Genomic DNA, 22,513 nt, shown 5'->3' with positions numbered 1-22,513 from the left:
ACCCCGTTTTTGTGCGTCCCCCCCCCCCGCGGTCGTGGTTGCGCGTCCACCCTCCCCCCCTCCGCCCCCCCCGCGTGGGGGGCGCGCCCGCGGCTCCGTCGCTCACTTCGGTTTGTTCCGTTATCTGCTTTTTCGTCGAACTGCACCTGATAGCTCACCTCGAGCTTGGCGAGCAACGGAAGCGAGAACGCGACGGAGAGTTTAAGCTGGCCGCCCTTATGGGACAGTTGGCGATTTGCCGATTGATGTACAAACGAAGGCGGCGGCGGGTTTTCTGGCAGAAGGGCACGAGCGTTTTCATGAGGTAGATCCTCCAAAGTGGTTGTGCGCAATCGCGAAGCTCGAATTCGGCAGGACATGCAAGTGCACCGCAGGTCGCAACGGAGCGAAGCGCAGAGGAGAACCCTTAAGGGTTGCGCGCCGGGGCAGGGCCTGCCGTATGGTGCGCGCGCAGCATAAAGATTGCGAACTGCCACTTTGGAGCTGCCCGATAACGCGGCCTTCGGGGCCCCGGGGCCGCCTATCAACATCATCAATCGGCAAATCGCCAACCGGCCGCAGGCCGGTTCTCCGTCGCCTTGTCGCTGGAGTGGTCCAGGACCTGGCTATGGCGTTCGACTTGCCGACAATGACGACAGGCTGAAGTGACCCCACATCGCGAAACAGAGCGGCGGCCCTGGTGGGGAGGGGAGTGCGAGGGGAGGGGCGTAGGGGCGCTCCTCGCGCGGTCCTGGCCCGCTCGAGCGAGTAAGGACCGGAGGCCTGCAATCAGTCCGGCTATTTGCGAACGATGCCGCGCAATCGACGCTGCGCCGCCGTCTCTTTGATCACGCCAGCAATCTTGCGGACAAATGCGGGACTGAACGCGCCAATCGGCGTGGTCGTCACCAGATCATAGGCTTCATCGACCTGCACCCGGTTATATTCGTTCAGGATCAGCCATGACGGGTAGTCGAGGCCGCCGCGGCGGCATTCGATTTCGCTGATGGCGAGATGCGGGCGCGACCGGTCGGGTTTTTGCGAAGTCAGCGGAAAGAGAAACAAGGCTGCGGGCTTGCTGGCGTCCGGACAACGACGCAAACCGGCCTCGCCTTGCGTCCGGATTCCTCGCCGGCGTCTGCTTCCCGCGCCCATAGGTAATAATATCGGAACAGATCGCCGGCTTTAAACATGCGGCTTGTCGCCGGAAATTATTGCATCCAGTCCTGTCATGAGTTCATTGTGGACTTCATCAGGAGCGTCCTCGAGCGTATAGGCGACAGAATGCGGCTGGCCGACGAGTTGGTGGTACTGAGCAGCGGACAGGATGACGAGCTTTTCCTTGCCGCGCTTGGTCAGGGCCACCGGCTCGATCAATGCCGTTTCGAGGATTTCGCCTGACACCCGATTCATGTCCGAGAATGTGAATTGCTTCATCGCCGTACTTCCTTTTGAAATACCTATAGTAGGTATTTCACGTAAGAAAGCAAGAATGGCGGCGCGCGAGCGCCACCATTCTCGCCTTCGTCGCCGCCGGTCCTGACCAGTTGACCGAGATCCAGTGCATCGAGGAGGAGCCGCTGTCGGCAATCTCGGGCGGCCTGGCGAAGCGGGCATTGTGGAGCGGCAGGTGGATGTCGGCGATGAAGCGGTTGGCGGGCGCCTTCGTCGCCGATCGGCGCAATGCCTGGTCGGCGGGACAGGCACACAAGTCGCATCTGGCCATCGCCATTGCCCGTTCTCTCATCCACAACGGCGCACGCGGGCGCTTCTTCAACCTCGTTGACCCCGTCAACAGGCTCGAGACCGAGACCCGTGCCGGCCGGCAGGGCCGTTGAATTCTGCGACTGTGCAAAAGTCAGTTGCAAAACCGTCGCTTTGATCGGGAGCGACAAGGGAGGGTCGCGAGAGGTGGTTTTCTTTCGTACCTTCCTCGATCGGAACGAGAAAGAAGCGCCATCTTAGGACCTTCGCCAATGCGGCGGGGAACTTCGCGATCCGAACCTTAGGCGGACATTCGTAGCCCAGGTACAGAGGCCGCAGTGACGGTGGTCGAGAACACAAGCGAAGTAAGCGTGAGCGAACTGGTTGTCGTAACGAGTCATGCAACCAGTAGACCACGCTTTTGGTGATCAACTCTGTAGCCGCGCGTGAAACATGCGGCAAAGTCATGTACAGTGTTTGGCGCGGAATTCATGTTAGGAGCTAAGACATGGAGCGCCGATTATCTGCAATTCTGGCTGCCGACGTGGTCGGATACTCCGCACTTATGGAGCAAGACGAAGCGGGCACCTTTGACCGCCTTCGGGCGCGACGCACTGAGCTTTTTGAGCCCGAGATTGCGCGGCATCATGGGCGGATCTTTAAGCTCATGGGCGATGGCCTTCTCGCGGAGTTCGGCAGCGTGGTCGGCGCTGTCGAATGTGCCGTGGCTCTCCAGCGCGGAATGGCAGAGCGCAACGCCTCTGTAGCTGGGGAGGACAGGTTCGACGTCCGCATCGGCATCAACATCGGCGAAGTCACCGTGGACGAGGGTCGCTTTACGGCGACGAATAGCTGTCTTGCCCGGTTGTGCGCCGGGGCCAACATCGAAGGCGTCACTCCCCACACGCTGCGCCACACCTTTTGTAGCGTGGCTGGCGAATTTAGGATTTTCCGAGTCGACGATTGCGGCGCTTCTCGGCCAAGCCGCGAGGGGAGGTACTCAAGGCTATGTTCATATCGACGACGCTCTCAAGCTGGCCGTGATGTGGACATGCGATGAAATCGCCCCTCTGCTAAGTGGAAGCGCCGGCGGAGAAGGCTCGACCGTGGAAGGGAAGCCGCGAGGGCTCGGCGAACATCTGATTCATACTATAGCAGCGGTTAGAACGGGAGTTCTGCCCCCCGAAGGCAAGGTCGACGTTCGAACCGTATGGGGCGCGCCAAATTATCGGTAAATATCGAAGACTTCTGTCAGGCCCGGAGATCCGAGATGACAGGCACAGTGAATTGAAAAGCGGCACCTTTTGGAAAATTCGCGGCCGCCCACAATCGTCCTCCGTGAGCCTCCACGATTGAACGGCAGATCGATAGTCCCATCCCTAAGCCGCTAGACTTCGTCGTATAGAACGCCTCAAAGGCTCGCTCCAAGGCGACTTCGGGCAGCCCTGGGCCAGAATCCCGCACCGCAACCAGAACGCAATCGTCTTCGGGTTGGGTGCTAATCAGCAGTTCTCGACGCTCGTCACTCATTTGGCTCATCGACTCGACGGCGTTCATGATCAAATTCAGCATGACTTGTTGAAGCTGTACGCGATCGCCTTGAACCACTGGCAAGCCCTCCGCTAGCTGGGTCTGCAGCTGAACACCATTTTTCGATACTTCACTGCGAGTCAGTCCAACAATTTCCGAAATTGCAAGATTAATTTCCAGGTTGTCCTTTCGTGCAGGCGTCTTCTTAACCAGCGCGCGCGTCCGATCAATAATGTCCGTGGCGCGCATGCCGTCGTTCACGAAGCGGTTGATCGCCTGTGTCGCGCGTACGACGTCTGGCGGCTCGCGAATAAGGCACCTCAGCGCGGTCTCAGCGTTGAGGAGCGCGGCCGCGATCGGCTGAGTGAGCTCATGGGCAATAGAGGCCGTGAGCTGCCCCAAAGTCGTAACGCGGCTCATGTGAGCGAGGTCGGCCTGCGCTGTCCGCAAGGACGCTTCCGCGCGCTCGGCGCGAATGATTGCCGTCACATCGGACCCTGTGCCGCGGTAGCCGCTGAATTCTCCGGCGGCGTCGAACACAGGCTTGCCGCTGGCTTTTACGTACATCGGAGAGCCGGTGCCGTCCGCAGAGCAGAATACGAAGTCGCGAAACGGTCTGCGTGCATCAAGGGTCTCAAGAACAAGCCGCCACTTCTCCGGTTCCGTTTCGAAGTCGAGAGCATGATCCCAGCACTTCGTGCCGATTCGATCCGCTGGGTGTGAACCAAACGCATTCTCAGTCAACAGCGTGTAATTGTAGTCCGTACCAATTTCCCACAGCCAATCGGAGGCAGTTTCGGCGTAGTCTCGGAATCTCGCTGCGCTCTCCCGCAATTCCTCTTCGGCACGCTTTCGATTGTCGATGTCGGTGCTGAATCCCGACCACTTGATGACTTGGCCGGCTGAGTCAAGAGAGGGATGAGCGAGAAACAGGAACCAGCGATATTCCCCGTCCGCCCCACGCAGACGAACGTCCGCTTCAATGGGCGCGCTCGACACTGGAACGCTTCGCCAGCCGGCGAGAAGTCGGGGAAGGTCCTCCGGGTGGACGCGAGTCTGCCAACCTCGGCCATGAAACTCTGCTAAGGCCACACCGGTGTATTCGCGCCAGCGTTGATTCAGAAAGTCAATTTGTCCGTCGGGCGCGGCCGTCCATAGAAGTCCGGGTAACTCATCAACGGCACCGCCAAGCTCACCCTGCATTGCAGGTCCCTTCACGATCACGGCCGGCCGAAACGCGCCACCATACAAACGGTGATCGACATCGTTTTAATATATGTCCTCCACTTAATATATGTTCTCCACCGAAGCCAGTGCGAATGGGTTCAGGTTCGGGTGAGCTGGAGATCTCAAATTGTTTGGTGACCAGAGACTTCGCTAAATCACGACCTCAACTGCCTCATATGCTCTGGTGACGAACCAGGTCGGAAAGCGGCAATGTCAGCAGCCATTGCAAATTTGATCGCGTTCAGGAGCTCCTCGTGCCGGACCGGCTTGGTCAGGAATTCAATCGCCCCTGCTTTCATGGCGCGCACCGACATTGCCACATCGGCGTGACCGCTTATGAAGATCAGTGGAAGCCGCACCTTTGCCTTGGCCAGGTCGGCCTGAAAATCCAGTCCGCCGTGTTCGGGAAGCCATGCGTCCAGCACAAGACAGCTTGGCGGCGAAGGACGATCGCTATCGAGGAAAGCGCGCACTGAGGGAAAAGCCTCAGCGCATAGGCCCGCCGACTCCATTAAGCCGACCAAGGCCTCCCTAATCTCGGGCTCGTCGTCTATCACAGCTACATAAGGCGCCGCAGTGCGAGACGGGACTTCGGGATTCGAAACCAGCCGCAGCCATCCTGGGACCTGCACAGTCTCGTGTTCCGATGTTTTCTGCATGGGTGGAGGCGCCGCATTCTCCGTGACGTCATCGTCCGCGAAAAGGTAACCGCGGCCAGGGATGGTCTTGATCATATCTCCGTCCGACCCGAGCACCCTTCGCAGCGCGGCCATCTGAAATCGAAGGTTACTGTCGTCGACGATAGTGGACGGCCATACGCACTTCAGGATGCTATTCTTCTCGGCGATCCTGCCACGCACCCGCAATAATGCCGTCAGGAGATCGAAAGCCCTGCTGCCGATCGGGACCGGACGACCGTCGCATAGCAAGACACGCGATCGCGGCAACACGCAGAACCGTCGGAAACGCAAAGGGCGCTCCCCGAATGGCTCCGGCGCCTCACCTGTCCAGCCGCTACCCGTGGACATCTGCGATTCCAACCCGTGCATGTACGCATCCCTCAGGCGTTCTCAAGATACTGCCTCTGTCTCTGATACATCATCCCGGATGAACCTTCGATACAGTCAAGGCTTGCCGCGATTCAGAGCCGTGTTCACGGCGGCTAGGAGCCGATTCGCAGTGATCGGTTTCAGCAGCATCGCTATCGCTCCATTCTCCATCGCTGATTCGCGAAACCCTTTTTCGGAGAATGCGGTGATGACTATCGTCGGGATCAGACGGCCTCTGGCGATCAGGCTCTTCTGAAGCTGCAACCCGGACATTCCTCCTAGCCTTACGTCGGTTATTAGGCACGAAACGGTATCGATGGAACCCGATGCCAGAAAGCTCTCAGCTGAAGCAAACGTGGCGACCTCAAAATTGAAGGCCACTAGGAGACCTTCCAGCGCTTCCCTCACGCTGGCATCGTCGTCTACACAGGCGATCAGCGGCGCCCGCGTCGTGGTTTCTTTTTGTTTCTTCACGCTGGTCATGATGGAGGGAGGATCGATATTCCGCAACTGGACGGGAGTCCGGCGCGCCTCGCACATGGTGGTGGCGAGACTAGACTTTGGTCTATTCGGGTGGGCTTAGCTTGGCTCTGGCCCAACGCGTCAGCCATTCGTACGAGTTCCACGACGGAGCCCGCTCACCGTGCCTTCTGCAAATGGGATGAGCGTCCATGACCCAGCCCTCTAGGCCGAGCAAGGCGACCGTCATCGCTTGACCTCGCCGAGGGCCGCGAGGCCGTTAAAGCCGTGCTTGCGGCCAAGCCCGGGCGCACGGGGCGCAGGAGGCAGACTCTTCGTTAGACGAAACACTCTCGTTCGCCATTGTTTCGCATGCAGCTCAATAAAATCGCGGGATCGGGCCGTTCTGCGGCGTGACGCGGTCGCCAAGGTCGAGAAAGACCTCATCGATGTAGCACCATCCCCAACCTTCCGGCGGATCGTAGCCCTCGATGATCGGATGGCGGGTCGCGTGAAAGTGCTTGGTGGCGTGACGGTTGGGCGAGTCGTCTCAGCAGCCGACATGGCCGCATGTGCGGGAGAGCCGCAGATGCACCCATTGCGAACCGCTCTTCAGGCATTCCTCGCAGCCGAGTGAGCTCGGCGTCACATCCTGAACGACTGCCGCATGCCTGCATTCGTCTGCCATCACGCTCTCCTGGCCAGTTCAGGCGCGACGGCGTGGCTGCCGTCCCGCGCGAGATATGCGTGCAACGCCGCCAACGCCGGGGCGCCTTCGCCGACAGCCGCCGCGACGCGCTTGACCGAGCCGGCGCGAACGTCGCCGATGGCGAACACTCCGCTGCGGCTGGTCTCCATCACACCATGCCCCGACCCTATGTAGGATCCGGTGCGGACGAAACCCTTGGCACCCAGCGCCACATTGCAGTGCACCAACCAAGTCCGTATTCGGGTCGGCGCCGATGAACAGAAAGAGATGGCGGATCGGGCGCGTCGTTTCCGCGCCGCTGGCGCGGTTGCGCCATCGCACCTGGCCAAGGCTGCCCCCTTCGGCTTCCAGCGCTTCGATTTTAGTCCCGGTCAGCACCTCGATATTCGGCTGTGCCTTGACGCGCTCGACCAGGTAGCGCGTATGCTGGTGTCGAGGCTGCCGCCACGCGCCAGCAGCGCCACCTTGCGCACGTGGCTGGCCAGGTAGACTGCCGCCTGTCCGGCCGAATTGCCGGCGCCGACCAATGCCACTTCCTGGCCCTGGCAAAGCCGTGCTTCGATCGGCGACGCCCAATAGTGCACGCACGATCCCTCGAACTGCGCCATATCGAGGCGACGATAGCGCGCGCCGCTGGCGATCACAACGGTGCGCGTCCGCACGGTCTCGCCGTCGCCGATATCAAGCGTGTAACGGGCACCGTCGGTTCCGGCGCTCAGCAGCTTCGCCTCGTCCGGTATCACCATTTCGACACCGAATTTTTGCGCCTGATTATAGGCACGCGCCATCAGCGCCATGCCCGAAATGCCGGTTGGGAAGCCGAGTTAGTTCTCGATGCGCGAGGAGGCGCCGGCCTGCCCGCCGAAAGCCCGGCAATCGAGCACGATCGTCGACAGCCCTTCGGAAGCCGCATAGACCGCAGCAGCCAACCCCGCCGGTCCGGCGCCGACGATGGCGACGTCGTACAGTTTGTCGGCATCGATCGGCCGCAACAGGCCGATGCAGCGGGCGAGGTCCTTCTCGCTCGGGTTCATCAGCAGCCGGCCGTTCGGACACAGCACGATCGGCAGATGGTGAGGGTCGACCTCGAAGCGCTCGACCAGGGTTTTCGCGCAAGGATCGCTGCCGGAATCAAGCACGCGGAGCGGCTGGCCGCTGCGGGCCAGGAAACCCTGCAGCCGCGATACATCACTATTGTCGACGGATCCGATGATGATTGGTCCGCTGGTGGCGCTTTCCAGCAGCCCGACACGGCGCAGGATCAGTGCCCGCATGATGCGCTCACCGAGATTGGCCTCTTGCACCATCAGGTCGCGCAGCCGCTGCGAGGCGATGACCAACGCCTCCACGGGCTCGGCGGCCTACGAATTCACCAGCGAGGGACGAGCCGAAAGCTGCGCCAGTTCGCCGACGAAGCTGCCTGGACCATGCGTGACGATCGTTTCACGCCGGCCGAGCCCGCCATCCTGGGTGATCTCCACTCTACCCGACAGGACGACGATCAAGCCGGGCGCCACATCGCCGGCCGTGACGATGTGCTCGCCGGCGGCATAGGCGCTGGTCTCGCCGAACCGGCGCATGCGATCGATGTCGGCCTCAGCCAGCGTGGGAAACGCCTGATCGCGACGCGCACCGAAGACCCGGTTGGTGGTTTGAGACATGATTTTCGAACCTATCGCCGACATCCCGTAGATCGAAGCGGTCTCTGAGCTTCAACGCTGCTCCAATCGGAAAGTGCCGTAACCTTCTTCCTCGTTATCGACGGCTGTCGGCTCGATGACGACCTCGACGAGCTTTCCTTGCCGCGCAGATAAGTGGGTACGCGGTAGTGGCCCATCGGAAAGCGGGTAAGAATGCGGACTGCGCCGCCAGGGCTGAAGTTGGGCGCCTCGCCGGCGGCCAGAAGTACGCCAAAGATCGGCGCTTCCGAGGTCTGGGAATTGTCCTGCATCCGTCCACTCCTCAATGGGTTCGCTACGATGCCGGCCCGCGATTCTTGGCATTGCCCTCCCGGTGAGCCGCGAAAGCTGCCGCAATCTCGTTTTCAGTAAAGCGGGGCGTTATGTGTTGCGGGCAGTTCCAGTCGAAGGCCTCGACCTTGATGAGCATCACTCGTTCGACCACTGCAGCATAATCCCCGATTGTCAGCCTTGCCGTGAGCGCCGGATCATCTCGGGTACCGATGACATGCATTCGACCGAAGATCTTGAGACGGCGCCTGTTCGGATAGTCCATCAGGAACAGCGAAATACGGTCGTCCTCGGCGACGTTGCCGGTGGTAATGTACTGCCGGTTGCCCCGGAAATCCGCAAAGCCCAGAGTCTGTTCGTCAAGGACCTTCAGGAATCCAGCCGGCCCACCACGGAACTGCACGTAGGGCCATCCGATCTCCGAGACCGAAGCAATGTAGAAGCTGTCGCGCTCGGCGAGAAACTTGATCTCATCTGGCCCAAGCTGGCCGTTGATATCAGAACCGGCTTCACGGCGGGCATAAGCGCTGCGGCTGCCCATCGTTTGCTGCACGGACTTCACTGCGTCAGTGAACGCGATTTCGGCGAATTTGTGGGCCATTCATTGCTCCCTGCGAGTCGCTAGATGGTTGGCTAGATGGCACGAGAACCCTGACGATCTGGCAGATCCGTGAGTCCAACTTCGAGATTTCCGCGCTTCCCGGAAGAGCGAAAGGGCGGTGGCGTCGTCACGCACTGGTTGCCGACCGGGACGGAAAGGTCGGCCCGTTGCCGAGTCCGGTCTTCTGGCCGATGGTGGCTCGCGCCTTCGAAGCCATGTTCGCGGAAGATCTCGGCAAGGACCGGAATGACGTCCGAACGTACGGTGATGGTCTTAGGCACAGATTACAACCCTAACTCCGACAGGCCCGGATGATCGGCCGGACGTGGTCCGGAGCGGTTCCACAAGAATTTGCATTCTGATTCCTGAATTGGCAAATCATTGATGCAGGCAAAGCGTTTTTGCATCAGGCCGTTTTCATCGAATTCCCAATTCTCATTGCCATAGGCGCGGAACCAGTTGCCGGAATCGTCGTGATATTCATAAGCGAAGCGAACGGCGATGCGGTTGTCCGTGAAGGCCCAAAGTTCCTTGATCAGCCGATAATCCAGTTCACGCACCCACTTGCCGGTCAGGAAGGCGACGATAGCCTCGCGTCCCTGCACAAAAGTCGAGCGATTGCGCCAATAGCTGTCAACAGTATAGGCGAGCGACACGCGTTCGGGATTGCAGCTGTTCCAGCCATCTTCTGCACCGCGAACCTTCTGGATGGCGGATTCGCGGGTGAATGGCGGCAGCGGCGGGCGTTGTTCAGGCATGATCTTTCTCCTTTCAGTCAGTGTTTCGATTGGTAAGCGGTTGGTCACGGTCCCGACGACGTAACCTGAAACCTAGATCTGCGCGGAGCCGCCATCGACAAACAACTCGCTTCCCGTGACGAAGCTGCTGTCGCTGGAAGCAAGGAAGAGGGCTGCGCTTGCGGTTTCGTCGGGGTCAGCGAGACGCCCTAACGGCGTTCTTGTCGACACGAACCGGATCATCTCATTGTGGGCCTCCTCGGATGGCGCGAGCTCGTGCCAGCCGGGAGTAGAGGTGGCGCCGGGGACAAGTATATTGACGCGAATCCCTCGGCCGACCAGATCAAGAATCCAACTGCGCGCGAAGTTGCGGATTGCTGCCTTGCTGGCGCCGTAGACGCTGAACCCAGGCGTGCCAGTCGTCGCAGCGGTCGATCCGGTAAGGATGATCGAGCTATGGTCCCTGAGAAGCGGCAGCGCCTTCTGGACTGTGAAGAGCGTGCCTTTTACGTTGACTCCAAAAGTTCTGTCGAAATGCTCTTCCGTAATAGCGCCGAGAGCGGAAAATTCCCCGCCACCTGCGTTGGCGAATAGAATGTCGATGGCGCCGGCTTCATCCTTCACGATCTCAAAAAGGCGGTCGAGATCGGCTAGGTTCGCTACATCACCCTGAATGCCTCGCGAATTGTTGCCAACTTCGTTGATCGCCGCATCGAGTTCCCTTTTGCGGCGGCCGGTCATGAATACACGGGCGCCTTCCGCCGCAAACCGTTTTGCCGCGGCCAAACCTATGCCACTCGTTGCGCCGGTGATCACTGCGACTTTTCCGTTGAGCTTGCCCATTACGAAATCTCCTGATCCAAGTTGGTCGCGGCGGCGATGAATAGAGGCAGTGAGTGGTCCCAGCCTGCGGCTGCCGGCCAAAATTGTTCGACGGCGCTCATGTTTCAACCGAGCAGACGCTCCGAAATCCGATTTGGCGATCAAACGCCTTCGTAGACCAACCGAGTGAAAAAACCGGGATCGATCACGAAGTTGCCCCACTTGCCGTCGAACGCAGCCGTAGGTTTGGCCACCACGGTTTCGTCGCGCGTTCGTCCCAGGCGCTTCAGCTTCGCGACATTCTCCCGGATCACGACCAGCATGTCGCGAAAGTCCTGGAGCTCCGCTCGGTTGCTGACCGGATGGCCGTAACCCGGAATGATGATCTCTTGCCGGTTGTCGCGGCGAGATTAGCGTCGGACGCAGCGATCATTCCGTCGATGCTGCCGCCCGTCGAATAGTCGATGAAGGGATAAATGCCGTTCCAATAGGTATCACCGACATGGACGATATCTGCTTCGCCAAACGTGACGGAGATGTCGCTGTCGGTGTGCGCCGGGCCGCAACGTTTCAGTGCGATGGACGCCCGATTGAGCTGCAGATCGCGCCTGTCGGCGAACACTTCGCTGGGTAATCCATCCGGGAGCAATGGCCGGAAGTTATAGTCCCATTCCTCGACGCGCTGGGTCTGTGAGAGATATTTGCGGGTGTTTTCGTGAGCGATGATCTTCGCTCCGGCCGAGCGAAGCCATGCATTGCCGTCGGTGTGATCAAAATGCCAATGCGTGTTGATCAAATGTGTGATCGGCTCGGGGCCGAGATTGGCGAGCGCCCTCGTCATTTGAGGGCGGGAAACCCCGATGCCGGCATCGACAAGCACCTTGCCGTCGGGTCCAGTGAGGACCGCGACGTTGCCGCCGGAACCCTCAAGCACACTCACGTTGCCGCGCAATTTGTGGGTGGCTATGGGCGATACGGCGGCACCGTCCTTGATCAGGCTGACGATGCCGCGTGCCTCGGCAAATGCTTCCCGAGGTGTGAGCCAGCCGCCGGTAACAGCGCCGGCGAAAGCGGCCATGCAGCACAGGCAAAAGCCGCGACGCGAAAGTAAATGCCGGCGGGCGTACATGATTGTTTCATCCTTTGATGGTGCGTCATGTCGTGTTTGTGCGTCTCGCGTCCACCCGCTGGCGGCCGCGACGCCGCCAGCGCTCCGATCGCAGCTGACGTTGGCTCAGTTGGTGGCCAGCTTGCGGTCCAGGAAGTCCCGGATCAGCGGTACCATCTCATCCAGCTTGTCTTCGAGCGCGAAATGCCCGGTATCCAGCAAATGAAGCTCGGCTCCTGGCAAATCACGAAGATATGGGCCGGCGCCATCGGCGGGGAAGATTTTGTCGTTCTTGCCCCACACGACCAGCATTGGCGGCTTGCGCTCGCGGAAAAATGCCTGGAATTTCGGGTAGAGTGGGACGTTGCTGCCATAGTCGTGGAAGAGATCGAGCTGAATGTCCTTGTTGCCGGGACGGTCGAGCAGCACCTGGTCATGTTCCCAATTGTCCGGGTCGATCCGGGAAACGTCGGCTACGCCGTCCGTGTATTGGAATTTCGTGACGGCAGGCGTGACAAGGAAACTCAGCGCCTTCCGATGCGCGGCCGAACCGTCTGCCCAATAGGCCTTGATCGGATCCCAGAATTCCTTCAGGCCCTCCTCGTAAGCGTTGCCGTTTTGCACGATCAAGGCGGTTACCCGTTCCGGATGTTTGAGCGCGAGCCGGTATCCGACCGGAGCGCCGTAGTCCATGACGTACATCGCGTAGTTGTTCGCGCCGAGTCGCCCGAGCAAGCCATCCACCAGATCGGCGTAGTGAGCGAAGGTGTACGCGAATTTGGTGTGATCAGGTGCCGCGCTCTCGCCAAATCCCGGGTAGTCGGGCGCGATCACGTGATAGCGGTCGGCAAGCGCCGGGATCAGATTGCGGAACATGTGTGAAGAGGTCGGGAAGCCGTGAAGCAGAAGCACAACCGGCGCGTTCGCCGGCCCTGCCTCACGATAGAAAACGTCGACGCCACCGATCTTGACCGTGTGGTAGTGGGTGGTCGAGTCCACGGTCTCAGCGGCGGCACTTGCAGGGGCATTGACCATCATCGGCAGTGGGGTCGAAGAAAGCAGTGCGGCAGCAAACACCAGCGCGGTGCGGCGGGTATTGAAAGTGAACATTTGATCTCCTTTGTCCGGCGGCTGCCGGGATTGTTGAGGAAAGGCGCTACGCGGGCACGCGGTCGCCCGCGTAGCGCAGTCAACGGCCTGTGGGGGAGGAGGCGGGGAGTCAGGCCGTTTGGCGTATGAAGGCGAGGAGCTCCGCGTTCACCTCGTCTTTGTGTGTCGTGCATAAACCGTGCGGTGCACCTTTGATCACCTTCAGTTTCGCATTCTTCACAAGCTTCGCCGACAGCAGCGCCGAATCCACGATCGGAACTAGCTGGTCGTCGTCTCCGTGCAGCACGAGCGTCGGCACGTCGATCTTCTTCAAATCCTCGGTGAGATCTGTCTCGGACTGTGCCTTGATGCCGAGATAGGACGCCGGGAAGCCGGCCATCATGCCCTGGAGCCAGAACGACTCGCAGACTCCTTGCGATATCTTCGTTCCCGGGCGGTTATAGCCATAGAAGGCAAGACTAAGATCCTTCCAGAATTGTGAGCGGTCCGCTTGAACACTGGCGCGCACCTGGTCGAACGCTTCGATCGACGCGCCGAGGGGGTTCGCTTCCGTCTTCAGTCGAAGCGGTGGTATCGCACTGATCAGTACAGCCTTGGCCACCCGTCCCGTGCCGTGTCGACCAATATAGCGGGTGACTTCACCGCCGCCGGTGGAATGGCCGACATGGATTGCATCCTTCAGATCAAGCGCGGCGGTGAGTTCGGCGAGATCGTCGGCATAGGTGTCGAGGTTGTTGCCGTTCCAGGGCTGGCTGGAGCGGCCATGTCCCCGGCGATCATGTGCAATGCAGCGATAGCCATTGGAGGCCAGAAAGAACATCTGGTCCTCGAAGGCATCGGAGGAAAGCGGCCAGCCGTGGCTGAACACGACAGGCTGTCCCGAGCCCCAGTCCTTATAGTAGATCTCGGTGCCGTCTTTGGTGGCGAGAGTATCGCCGGTTCGAGCCTTCTGAGGCTTTTTGGCAGCCGCCCGAGCCTCATTTCCACCTGGTACGATGGGGAGACCCATGACTGACGTTGCGACCAACCCGGTCGCTCCTATCAGCACGACCCGGCGCGACGCAGAGGCAAGGAATCCCGAAGCTTTCTCGGTCATTGATTTGTCCTTTCGACAGTCGGGCAGAACTCACCCAGCCGCCGGGCGGTTGTTTTCTGCGAAGCAGCAGAGGCGGATTTTGCGTCAGGATTTGATGAAGGCGAGCAACTCGTCGTTCACCTGGTCCTTGAGGGTGGTGCACATTCCGTGCGGGGCGCCTTCATAGACGACGAGTTTCGCGTTCTTGATCAGCTTCGACGAGAGGAGAGCCGAATCCGCGATCGGGACGATCTGGTCGTCGTCGCCGTGCAGCACGAGCGTCGGCACGTCGATCTCTTTCAAATCCTCGGTGAGGTCGGTTTCGGAGAAGGCCTTGATGCAGAAGTAAGACGCCGGGAAGCCGGCCATCATGCCCTGGAGCCAGAACGACTCGCAGACTCCCTCCGATACCTTCGCTCCCGGGCGGTTGTAGCCATAGAAGGGAACACTGAGATCCTTCCAGAATTGCGAGCGATCTGTGAGAACGGCTGCGCGCAACTGATTGAATGCCTCGATCGGCGTGCCGCCCGGGTTCTTCTCCGACCTGAGCATGACTGGCGGGATGGCACCAATCAGCACGGCCTTGGCCACTCGTCCCGTGCCGTGCCGACCGATATAGCGGGTGACTTCACCGCCGCCGGTGGAATGGCCGACATGGATTGCATCCTTCAGATCAAGCGCCGCGGTGAGTTCGGCGAGATCGTCGGCATAAGTGTCGAGGTCGTTGCCCTTCCAGGGCTGGCTGGAGCGGCCATGTCCCCGGCGATCATGTGCAATGCAGCGATAGCCATTGGAGGCCAGAAAGAACATCTGGTCCTCGAAGGCATCGGAGGAAAGCGGCCAGCCGTGGCTGAACACGACAGGCTGTCCCGAGCCCCAGTCCTTATAGTAGATCTCGGTGCCGTCCTTGGTTGTGATCATGCTCATGGTCTGTCCTTTCTGATCTGAATCGACTGCGGTGACCGTCGGCTCGGTGGCGATGGCGAACGCCGGGAGCGCTAATTTTGTCGGTGTGAGTTGGCTCGCGTCGCCGATCACGACGCTCTCGTAAAAGGCCTCGAAACTCGAACCCCGTTTGCTTGGGCTGTTCACTCGCTTCGCCGCTTTCTTCCGCCTTGGTATGCCTCCAACTTACGTCAGAGAACCGCATAGATCGAAGGAGATCGCGAGAGATTGCGTGAGGACTTGTTAGGCGGCCGCCCGCAGCTCGCTTGGGCAAAAACGCCTTGTTCTAATGAAAGGTAAGTTGGTTTTTAGCTACCGGCCGCCTTGCGGAACGACTACGGTTGCAAGGTTAAGTGCCGCGAAGCGGGGGCCGCCATGATGGACATTTCCGGATATGTGCTGGAAAGGCTGCGCGAAGACGGCGAGACCGCTCTCTATCGCGGACGAGCGTCTGGCAAGACGATCCTTGTTCTGTCCCCAACCTCCCTCCAACCGCAAAGGTCGACTCTCGAACGGCTGGAGCGAGAGCTTGCGTTGTCGGACCAGCTTGACCCCGCCTGGGCGGTCCGGCCGGTGGCGCTTGCACGCCATGAAGGCCGTATGGCGCTCGTGCTTGAAGACCCGGGCGGCCGTCCACTTGACGGGCAACTCGGCGCGCCTCTGCCACAAGGAGATTTCCTGAACTTGGCCATCGGGCTTGTCGCAGCGCTTCGGCAGGTCCATGCCTGTGGCCTGATACACAAGGATATCAAGCCGGCGAACGTACTCGTCGACGACAACTGGCATGTTCGGCTCATGGGCTTTGGCCTAGCGATCCAACTGCCCCGCGAACGCCAGCCTCCAGCGCCGCCGGAACTGATCGCAGGAACACTTCCTTACATGTCTCCCGAGCAGACAGGCCGTACGAACCGCTCAATCGATTCGCGCAGTGATCTCTATTCCCTCGGCGTCACCCTTTACGAGATGTTGACCGGAGAGCTGCCGTTCACCGCCTCTGAACCCATAGAATGGATCCATTGCCATATCGCGCGCCAGCCAATCCCGCCGCGTGAACGTGTGCCCAATGTCCCGCAAACCCTCGAGGCGATTTTGGTCAAACTCTTGGCCAAGACAGCGGAAGATCGATACCAGACCATCATCGCGGTCGAATCCGACCTGCGGCGTTGTTTCGATTCATGGACGACATATGGACGCGTCGACGCATTCGTGATTGCAGCGAGTGATCGCCCAGACCGGCTTCGGATCCCGGAGAGCCTGTACGGACGCTCCGGTCAGCTCGACAGCCTCCTGAAGGCCTTCGGTCGCGTCGCCAGACTGGGAGAGACGGAGGTCGTTCTAGTGTCGGGTCCCGCGGGAGTCGGCAAGTCGTCGCTGGTGGGGGAACTGCGCAAGGCGCTGGTTTCAAAGCCAGGCCTGTTCGCGGCCGGTAAGTTCGATCAGTACAAGCGCGACATTCCATACGCGACCATTGCCCAGGCTTTCCAAGGCATCGTCCGCCAGATCCTGAGCCTCGAAGAAACGGACCTTGATCGGCGGCGGCGAGAACTACTCGAGGCGCTGGGGCCGAACGGCCAACTGATGATCAACCTGATCCCGGAGCTCGCCGTCATAATTGGCGAGCAACCGCCGGCGCCCGATCTCCCGCCTCAGGACGCGCAGAATCGCTTTCACCTGGTTTTTCAGCGGTTCCTTGGGGTCTTTGCCCGGCCGGATCACCCGCTGGCGTTGTTTATCGACGATGTGCAGTGGCTGGATGCGGCCACGATCGAGCTCATTCGGCGTCTCGCTGCGGAGTCGGACGTTCGACATCTCCTGTTGATCTGTGCCTATCGGGACAATGAGATCGGACCGACTCATTCCCTCGCTCCGACCCTGGAGATGATGCGGAACGCTAATCGCAGGCTTGAAGAGGTGCGTCTTGGATCTCTAGCGCGCAACGAAGTATCGCTTCTGTTGGCGGACGCTCTACAGTCAGATGCCAATTTCGTTCGGCCTTTAGCCGAGCTTGTGTACGACAAGACCGAGGGTAACCCATTTTTCGCTGGGCAGTTCCTGGCAGCGCTTGGAGACGAAGAACTGCTCGCTTTCGACCGGAACGCGGGCACATGGCGGTGGGATGTGGCCCGTATCGGCGCCAAGGGGATCACCGACAACCTCGCCGAGCTTATGGCCGGAAGACTGGCACGCCTGTCCGGCGCGGCATTGGAGGCGGTGAAGATTCTGGCCTGCCTCGGAAATGGTGCGCGGCTGATGACGCTGAGCATCGTCGTCGGGCGGTCCGAGCAGGCAACGGATGACGCGCTTTGGGAAGCCATTCTCGCGGGCCTTGTCCTGATTGTGGACGGCGGCTTCGCATTCACCCATGACCGTGTGCAGGAAGCGGCTTATGCACTCGTCGCAGAAGGCGAGCGTGCCATTGTGCATCTTCGGATTGGCCGCCTGCTTGCAGCGCGGGCCACGACAGAGGAACTCGAGGAGAGCATCTTCGAAGTCGTGAACCAGTTCGCTCGCGGCGCGGCGCTAATTGCCACGCCGGAGGAGCGCGAGCAAGTCGCCGGGCTTGACCTCATAGCGGGCAAGCGGGCCAAGGCGGCAACCGCCTATGCCTCGGCCCTGCAGTATTTTACCGCCGGCCGCGCTCTGCTGGCGAACAACGAATGGGAACGGTGGTACCGACTCACGTTCGACCTTGAGCTGAACTGGGCTGAGTGCGAGTATCTATCCGGAGAGTTGGCGTCAGCGGAAGCACGTCTCTCGGCGCTGTCAATGCGCCCGCAGACCACCGTTGACGCTGCTGCCGTGACCTGTGTTCGCCTCAATCTCTACACGACCTTGGACCGCAGCGACAGCGCTGTCGAGGTTGGCCTGGACTATCTCCGGCGGGTTGACCTCCAGTGGTCGCGGCATGCGACGGAGGAGGACATTCGCCAGGAATATGGTCGGTTATGGCGGCCGATCGAGGCTGGCTCGATCGAGGCCCTGGTCGATCTGCCACTCATGACCGACCCCGACCGGCGGGCGACCATGAACGTGCTCACCGCGCTCCTATCGCCGGCCCAGTTCACCGACTTGAACCTGTTCCGTCTCGTCATTGTACGGATGGCAGCGCTCAGCCTCCAGTACGGCAACACCGATGGATCATGCCTCGCTTATGCGCTGCTTGGCAGCGTCCTCGGCATCTACTTGGGCAACCCCCAGGCCGGTAGTCGCTTCGGCAGGCTTGCCTTGGATCTGGTCGAGAAGCGAGGTCTCGACCGTCTCAGCGGCAGCGTCTATTCGGTGTTCACGCTCCACCTTGCCCATTGGACGCAGCATTTGGCGACCTGCCGAGTCTTCCTGCGACGCGCCTTTGAGGCGGCGCGGGACGCGGGTGACCTTACCTTTGCCGCCTTTTCCCGCGTCGACCTGGTCACCATCCTTCTCGCCTCCGGCGAGCCGCTCGGCGAAGTCGAACGAGAGGCGGAGAGTGCGCTCGAATTCGTGCGGCGCGCGCGCTTCGGTCTCATCAGCGATGTCATCGTCGCGCAACTCAGGCTTATCCGGACCCTCCGCGGGCAAACGCCGGATTTCAACTCTTTCAATGACGCAGAGTTCGATGAACTCCAGTTCGAGCAACATCTGGAGGACAACCCGCGACTGGCGATCGCCGCCTCCCGCTATTGGATTCGCAAGCTGCAAGCCCGCGTCTATGCCGGCGATTACGCATCTGCCGTCGCAGCAGCATCGAAGGTCGCGTCTTTGCTTTGGACGCTGCCGACTCAAATCGAGCTGCCAGAATACCATTTCTATGCGGGACTCGCTCGGGCGGGGCGCTACGACTCCGCGTCGGCGGAGGAAAGATCCAGCCAATTGGAAGAGCTTGCAGCCCATCACCAGCAAATCACGACGTGGGCGGAGAGCGGCCCCGAAAATTTCACGCACCGCGCGGCCCTGCTCGGGGCCGAGCTGGCCCGTCTTGAACGACGGGACTTGGACGCCATGCGGCTTTACGAGGACGCTGTGAGGTCGGCGCGCGAGCAGGATTTCGTCCATAACGAGGGCATTGCCAACGAGCTTGCCGCGCGGTTCTACGCAGAGCGCGGCTTCGAGACGATCGCCGACGCTTATCTACGCAACGCGCGGTCCTGCTACCTCCGTTGGGGTGCCGCCGCCAAGGTAAGCCAACTCGATCGGCTGTATCCCCAACTGGGCGGCGAACTATCGCCGCGCGTAGGAACAGCTGCGAGCGGGATCGAGCTGAAGCACCTGGATCTGGCTGCTGTGATCGAGGTGTCGCAGGCAGTGTCCGGCGAGATTATTCTTGAGCGGTTGATCGAGCGATTGATGACAGCGGTGGTTGAGCACGCCGGCGCTGTCCGTGGGCTCCTGCTCCTGCCGCTGGAAGGGGAGATGCGCATCGTCGCTGAGGCCATCACCAGCGCCGAAGGCGTAGTCGTGCATCCGCGGCGTCAATCCAGACCGGCAAGCGAGCTGCCTGAGTCCATCTTAAACTTTGTCACGCGCACGCATGATGTCATCATCCTGGATGACGCTTTGACTGCCAATCCGCATTCGGCCGACCCCTATCTGCTCCGCGCGTGTCCACGGTCCGTCTTATGTCTCCCGCTGGTCAAGCAGAAACTGCTTGTCGGTGTCCTCTATCTGGAGAACAACCTATCGTCCCATCTGTTCACACCGAACAAGCTGTCGCTATTGCGGGTTCTTGCCTCCCAGGCGGCCATATCGATCGAAAACGCGCAGTTATTCCTGGATATCAAGACAGCGCAGGAATACGCGCGAGGGGCGGAAGTCGAGTTGCGCCAGTCATTCGACATGATCCCCGCGCTGGCCTGGAGCGCACTACCCGACGGCTCGATCGAGTTTGCAAACAAGCGGTGGCACGATTTTACCGGGATCCCGCCACAAGCAATGACGGGCGATGTATGGATCTCCACCTTCCACGCTGCCGATGTCGACAAGGTCGTAAAGAAATGGACGGACGTTCTGGCGACTGGCGTTGGAGGAGAAATCGAAGCGCGCATGGTACGGTTCGACGGCGCGACCCGCAGGTTTCTGGTACGGGCCTCGCCTATGCGCGATGAAAGCGGCGCAATCGTAAAGTGGTATGGCACGAACACAGACATCGAAGACATCAAGCGTGCCGAAGAGCTGATTTCCGCAGAGAAGCGGCTCCTTGAAATGATCGCGGACGGCTGCGATCTGATGCCAATTCTGGACTCCCTGGTTCGAGCTATCGAAGATATGACAGGCGGATCTCCGGCAAGCTTGTTGGTCCTGGATGCAGCGGCCAACACACTTCGACATTGTATCGCTCCAAGCCTTCCGGCGAGCTTCACGAAGGCTATCGACGGCGGGCTGATCGGACCTGCAGCCGGATCGTGCGGCACCGCAGCCTATCGCGCGGAGAAGGTTTTCGTCTCAGATATCAAAACCGATCCGCTCTGGATTGACTATCGCAACTTGGCCCTGGATCATGACCTGAGAGCCTGCTGGTCAACGCCCATACTCTCAGGCAGCGGCGGCGTTTTCGGTACCTTGGCGCTCTATGCTCGTGAAGCACGTGAGATCACAGCATGGGAGGAAAGGATCTTGGAACAGTTTACCCATCTCGCAAGCGTCATCGTGCACCGGAAGAACGCCGAAGACGCTCTAAGCAAGAGCGAGTCGATGCTGGCAGAGGGCCAAAGGATCAGTCATACCGGGAGCTGGAGCTGGAGTGCCGGGACAGACCGTATATCGTGGTCTGAGGAGTGCGCACGGATCTTCGGGTTCAACGCAAGTGAAAGGGAGGTCACCTATCAGGCACTATTGGCGCGTGTGCATCCGCAGGACCGGGACCACGTCGAAGCCGTGCATGCAACCGCAATGGCAGATGGGGGAGAATTCGAATTCGAGCACCGCATCGTACTGCCCGACGGATCGGTCAAGTTGGTTCAGAGCCGTGGGCGATTGGCGTTGAATGAAAGCGAGGCTCCAAGTTACGGGGGGACGATTTTCGACATAACCGAACAACGAGCCAAAGAGGAAGACGCGCATCGGTTCGAGATGACGCTTCGAGAGGCTCAGGCAGGCCTTGCCCGCGCGGGAAGATTGACCGCCATGGGGGAACTGACAGTTTCGATCGCCCATGAAGTCAACCAGCCGCTGATGGCAATCGTGACCAATGCCGCAACTTGCGTGCAGTGGCTTACAGACGAACATCTCAATATCTCGAAGGCACGGCAAGCCGCAGAGCGCATCGTAAGGGACGGCCACCGCGCCGGTGATATCATCGCCAGCATCCGGGCCCTGGCCAAGAAGTCTCCACCGCAGATGAGCGAACTGAATCTCAATCAAGTAATCCTTGAGGTGCTGCTGCTGACGCGTGGCGAACTGCGCCGACATGAGATAGTCGCGGAGACAGACCTCACGATGGATGCCGAGATCCTTGGGGACCGTATCCAGATGCAGCAGGTGCTCTTGAATCTGATTATGAACGGTATTGAGGCGATCTCTGCGAGCCAGCATCAGCCTCGACGTATGCATATAGACACTCAACCGGGTGATCCTGGCTACATCTTGGTGACTGTTTCCGACACAGGAGTCGGGTTGGATCCGGACAACAGCGCCCAACTCTTCGAAGCCTTTTTCACTACGAAGCGCGAAGGAATCGGCATGGGATTGTCGATTTGTCGCTCCATAATCGAAGCGCATGGCGGTCGCATATGGACCGCGCCGAGAGTGCCCTTGGGAAGTGCCTTTTGCTTTACCCTGCCCGTTTTCGTCGACGACAATGCCCATGTCTCCTCGCATTGACGATACAAGGCCGACGGTCTTTGTCATTGATGATGACGAGTCCATCCGCGAGGCGTTGAACGAACTTTTCCAGTCGATTGGCCTCCGCGTGGAGCTATTCGCATCTGTCCAGGCGTTTCTTGCCGACGACCAGCCGGATCGTCCTGGGTGTTTGGTTCTTGACGTTCGCCTCCCCGGGCAGAGTGGGCTCGACTTCCAAGACTTCCTTGTCAGGGAGGGCGTCCGTCTCCCAATCATATTCATCAGCGGTCACGCCGACGTTCCGATGGCTGTTCGGGCCATGAAAGCCGGCGCCGTGGAGTTCCTGCCGAAGCCTGTCCGAAGTCAAGATCTATTGGATGCCGTTCATTTGGCAATCGAGCGGGACCAAGCCCACCGGGCCTGTGCTCGCACCGTCTCGAGAGTTGGCGCGGACTTTGAAACCCTGACGCCGCGCGAGCGCGAGGTCATGGCACTGGTCGTAACTGGGCGCCGGAACAAGCAGATCGCCGCGGACATTGGTCTGAGCGAGGCGACAGTCAAACTCCACCGCGGGCAAGTGATGCAAAAGATGAACGCGCGATCGGTCGCCGAACTTGTGCGAATGACCGATGCGATCGACCCTTCCAGCAACTCTAGACGTTTTGCCAAATAATCCGAGCCAAAAGAGATGCGCAAACCTGACCAGCTGCGCCTGGCCGGGTGCTCCACCTG

13 protein-coding genes and 5 pseudogenes are annotated in these 22,513 nt (G+C 60.1%); 4 read left to right on the top strand and 14 right to left on the bottom strand.

All coding sequences use genetic code 11. The features are described from left to right. Window positions 1-777 precede the first annotated feature (777 nt). The gene (locus NKI17_RS29880) at window positions 778-1,044 is read right to left on the bottom strand and encodes a hypothetical protein (protein WP_352725678.1); all 267 of its coding nucleotides are present in this window, start codon (window positions 1,042-1,044) and stop codon (window positions 778-780) included. Window positions 1,045-1,164: 120 nt separating this feature from the next. After that, window positions 1,165-1,416, bottom strand: coding sequence for a type II toxin-antitoxin system Phd/YefM family antitoxin (locus NKI17_RS29875; protein ID WP_352725680.1), 252 nt, complete (start codon window positions 1,414-1,416; stop codon window positions 1,165-1,167). Window positions 1,417-1,615: 199 nt separating this feature from the next. Here NKI17_RS29875 and NKI17_RS29870 point away from each other — a divergent pair. Together NKI17_RS29870 and NKI17_RS29865 are read left to right on the top strand one after the other, a co-directional pair. Next, window positions 1,616-1,814 (top strand): annotated as a pseudogene (locus NKI17_RS29870) (ATP-binding protein); the annotation flags it as partial. Window positions 1,815-2,191: 377 nt separating this feature from the next. Continuing rightward, a pseudogene (locus NKI17_RS29865) lies at window positions 2,192-2,551 on the top strand (adenylate/guanylate cyclase domain-containing protein); the annotation flags it as partial. Between the two features lie 383 nt (window positions 2,552-2,934). Here NKI17_RS29865 and NKI17_RS29860 read toward each other — a convergent pair. The 12 genes and pseudogenes from NKI17_RS29860 to NKI17_RS29800 all read right to left on the bottom strand — a co-directional run bounded on the left by NKI17_RS29860 (window position 2,935) and on the right by NKI17_RS29800 (window position 15,007). After that, on the bottom strand, window positions 2,935-4,416 hold the full coding sequence (locus NKI17_RS29860; RefSeq protein ID WP_352725682.1) for a PAS domain-containing sensor histidine kinase: 1,482 nt from the start codon (window positions 4,414-4,416) through the stop codon (window positions 2,935-2,937). Between the two features lie 179 nt (window positions 4,417-4,595). Continuing rightward, window positions 4,596-5,468: a response regulator gene (locus NKI17_RS29855; protein WP_352907165.1), complete on the bottom strand. Its 873-nt coding sequence runs from the start codon at window positions 5,466-5,468 to the stop codon at window positions 4,596-4,598. A gap of 96 nt (window positions 5,469-5,564) precedes the next feature. Continuing rightward, window positions 5,565-5,972, bottom strand: coding sequence for a response regulator transcription factor (locus NKI17_RS29850; protein WP_352907164.1), 408 nt, complete (start codon window positions 5,970-5,972; stop codon window positions 5,565-5,567). Window positions 5,973-6,327: 355 nt separating this feature from the next. Next, window positions 6,328-6,636 (bottom strand): annotated as a pseudogene (locus NKI17_RS29845) (UBP-type zinc finger domain-containing protein). Further along, window positions 6,636-8,318, bottom strand: a pseudogene (locus NKI17_RS29840) (FAD-dependent oxidoreductase). Before NKI17_RS29840 ends, NKI17_RS29845 begins: the two co-directional pseudogenes overlap by 1 nt. A 313-nt stretch (window positions 8,319-8,631) precedes the next feature. Then, window positions 8,632-9,228, bottom strand: coding sequence for a pyridoxamine 5'-phosphate oxidase family protein (locus NKI17_RS29835; RefSeq protein WP_352693777.1), 597 nt, complete (start codon window positions 9,226-9,228; stop codon window positions 8,632-8,634). 284 nt (window positions 9,229-9,512) lie between these two features. Continuing rightward, window positions 9,513-9,986 carry a nuclear transport factor 2 family protein gene (locus NKI17_RS29825; RefSeq protein WP_352693775.1) on the bottom strand — a complete coding sequence of 158 codons (474 nt, stop codon included), beginning with the start codon at window positions 9,984-9,986 and terminating at the stop codon, window positions 9,513-9,515. 72 nt (window positions 9,987-10,058) lie between these two features. Beyond that, complete coding sequence (locus NKI17_RS29820) at window positions 10,059-10,808, bottom strand: SDR family NAD(P)-dependent oxidoreductase (RefSeq protein WP_352693773.1); 750 nt, start codon at window positions 10,806-10,808, stop codon at window positions 10,059-10,061. Between the two features lie 140 nt (window positions 10,809-10,948). Continuing rightward, window positions 10,949-11,916, bottom strand: a pseudogene (locus tag NKI17_RS29815) (MBL fold metallo-hydrolase). A gap of 105 nt (window positions 11,917-12,021) precedes the next feature. Further along, complete coding sequence (locus tag NKI17_RS29810) at window positions 12,022-12,933, bottom strand: alpha/beta fold hydrolase (RefSeq protein ID WP_352693770.1); 912 nt, start codon at window positions 12,931-12,933, stop codon at window positions 12,022-12,024. Between the two features lie 181 nt (window positions 12,934-13,114). Then, window positions 13,115-14,101: an alpha/beta fold hydrolase gene (locus tag NKI17_RS29805; protein WP_352725690.1), complete on the bottom strand. Its 987-nt coding sequence runs from the start codon at window positions 14,099-14,101 to the stop codon at window positions 13,115-13,117. Window positions 14,102-14,185: 84 nt separating this feature from the next. Beyond that, window positions 14,186-15,007, bottom strand: coding sequence for an alpha/beta fold hydrolase (locus NKI17_RS29800; RefSeq protein ID WP_502894654.1), 822 nt, complete (start codon window positions 15,005-15,007; stop codon window positions 14,186-14,188). A 393-nt stretch (window positions 15,008-15,400) separates the two neighbouring features. Between NKI17_RS29800 and NKI17_RS29795 the strand changes: the two genes are divergently transcribed. Both NKI17_RS29795 and NKI17_RS29790 read left to right on the top strand, forming a co-directional pair. After that, window positions 15,401-21,820, top strand: a complete 6,420-nt coding sequence (locus NKI17_RS29795; protein WP_352725692.1) for an AAA family ATPase — start codon at window positions 15,401-15,403, stop codon at window positions 21,818-21,820. Then, entirely contained in the window at window positions 21,804-22,454 is a 651-nt protein-coding gene (locus NKI17_RS29790) for a response regulator transcription factor (RefSeq protein ID WP_352693765.1), read from the top strand. Before NKI17_RS29795 ends, NKI17_RS29790 begins: the two co-directional genes overlap by 17 nt. Window positions 22,455-22,513: the final 59 nt, after the last annotated feature.

It is taken from the genome of Mesorhizobium sp. M0816, assembly GCF_040320005.1.
In the GTDB taxonomy this organism is placed as follows: domain Bacteria; phylum Pseudomonadota; class Alphaproteobacteria; order Rhizobiales; family Rhizobiaceae; genus Mesorhizobium.
Note: the sequence above shows the minus strand (reverse complement) of the source record. Positions and strands in the feature narration are given on the sequence as shown.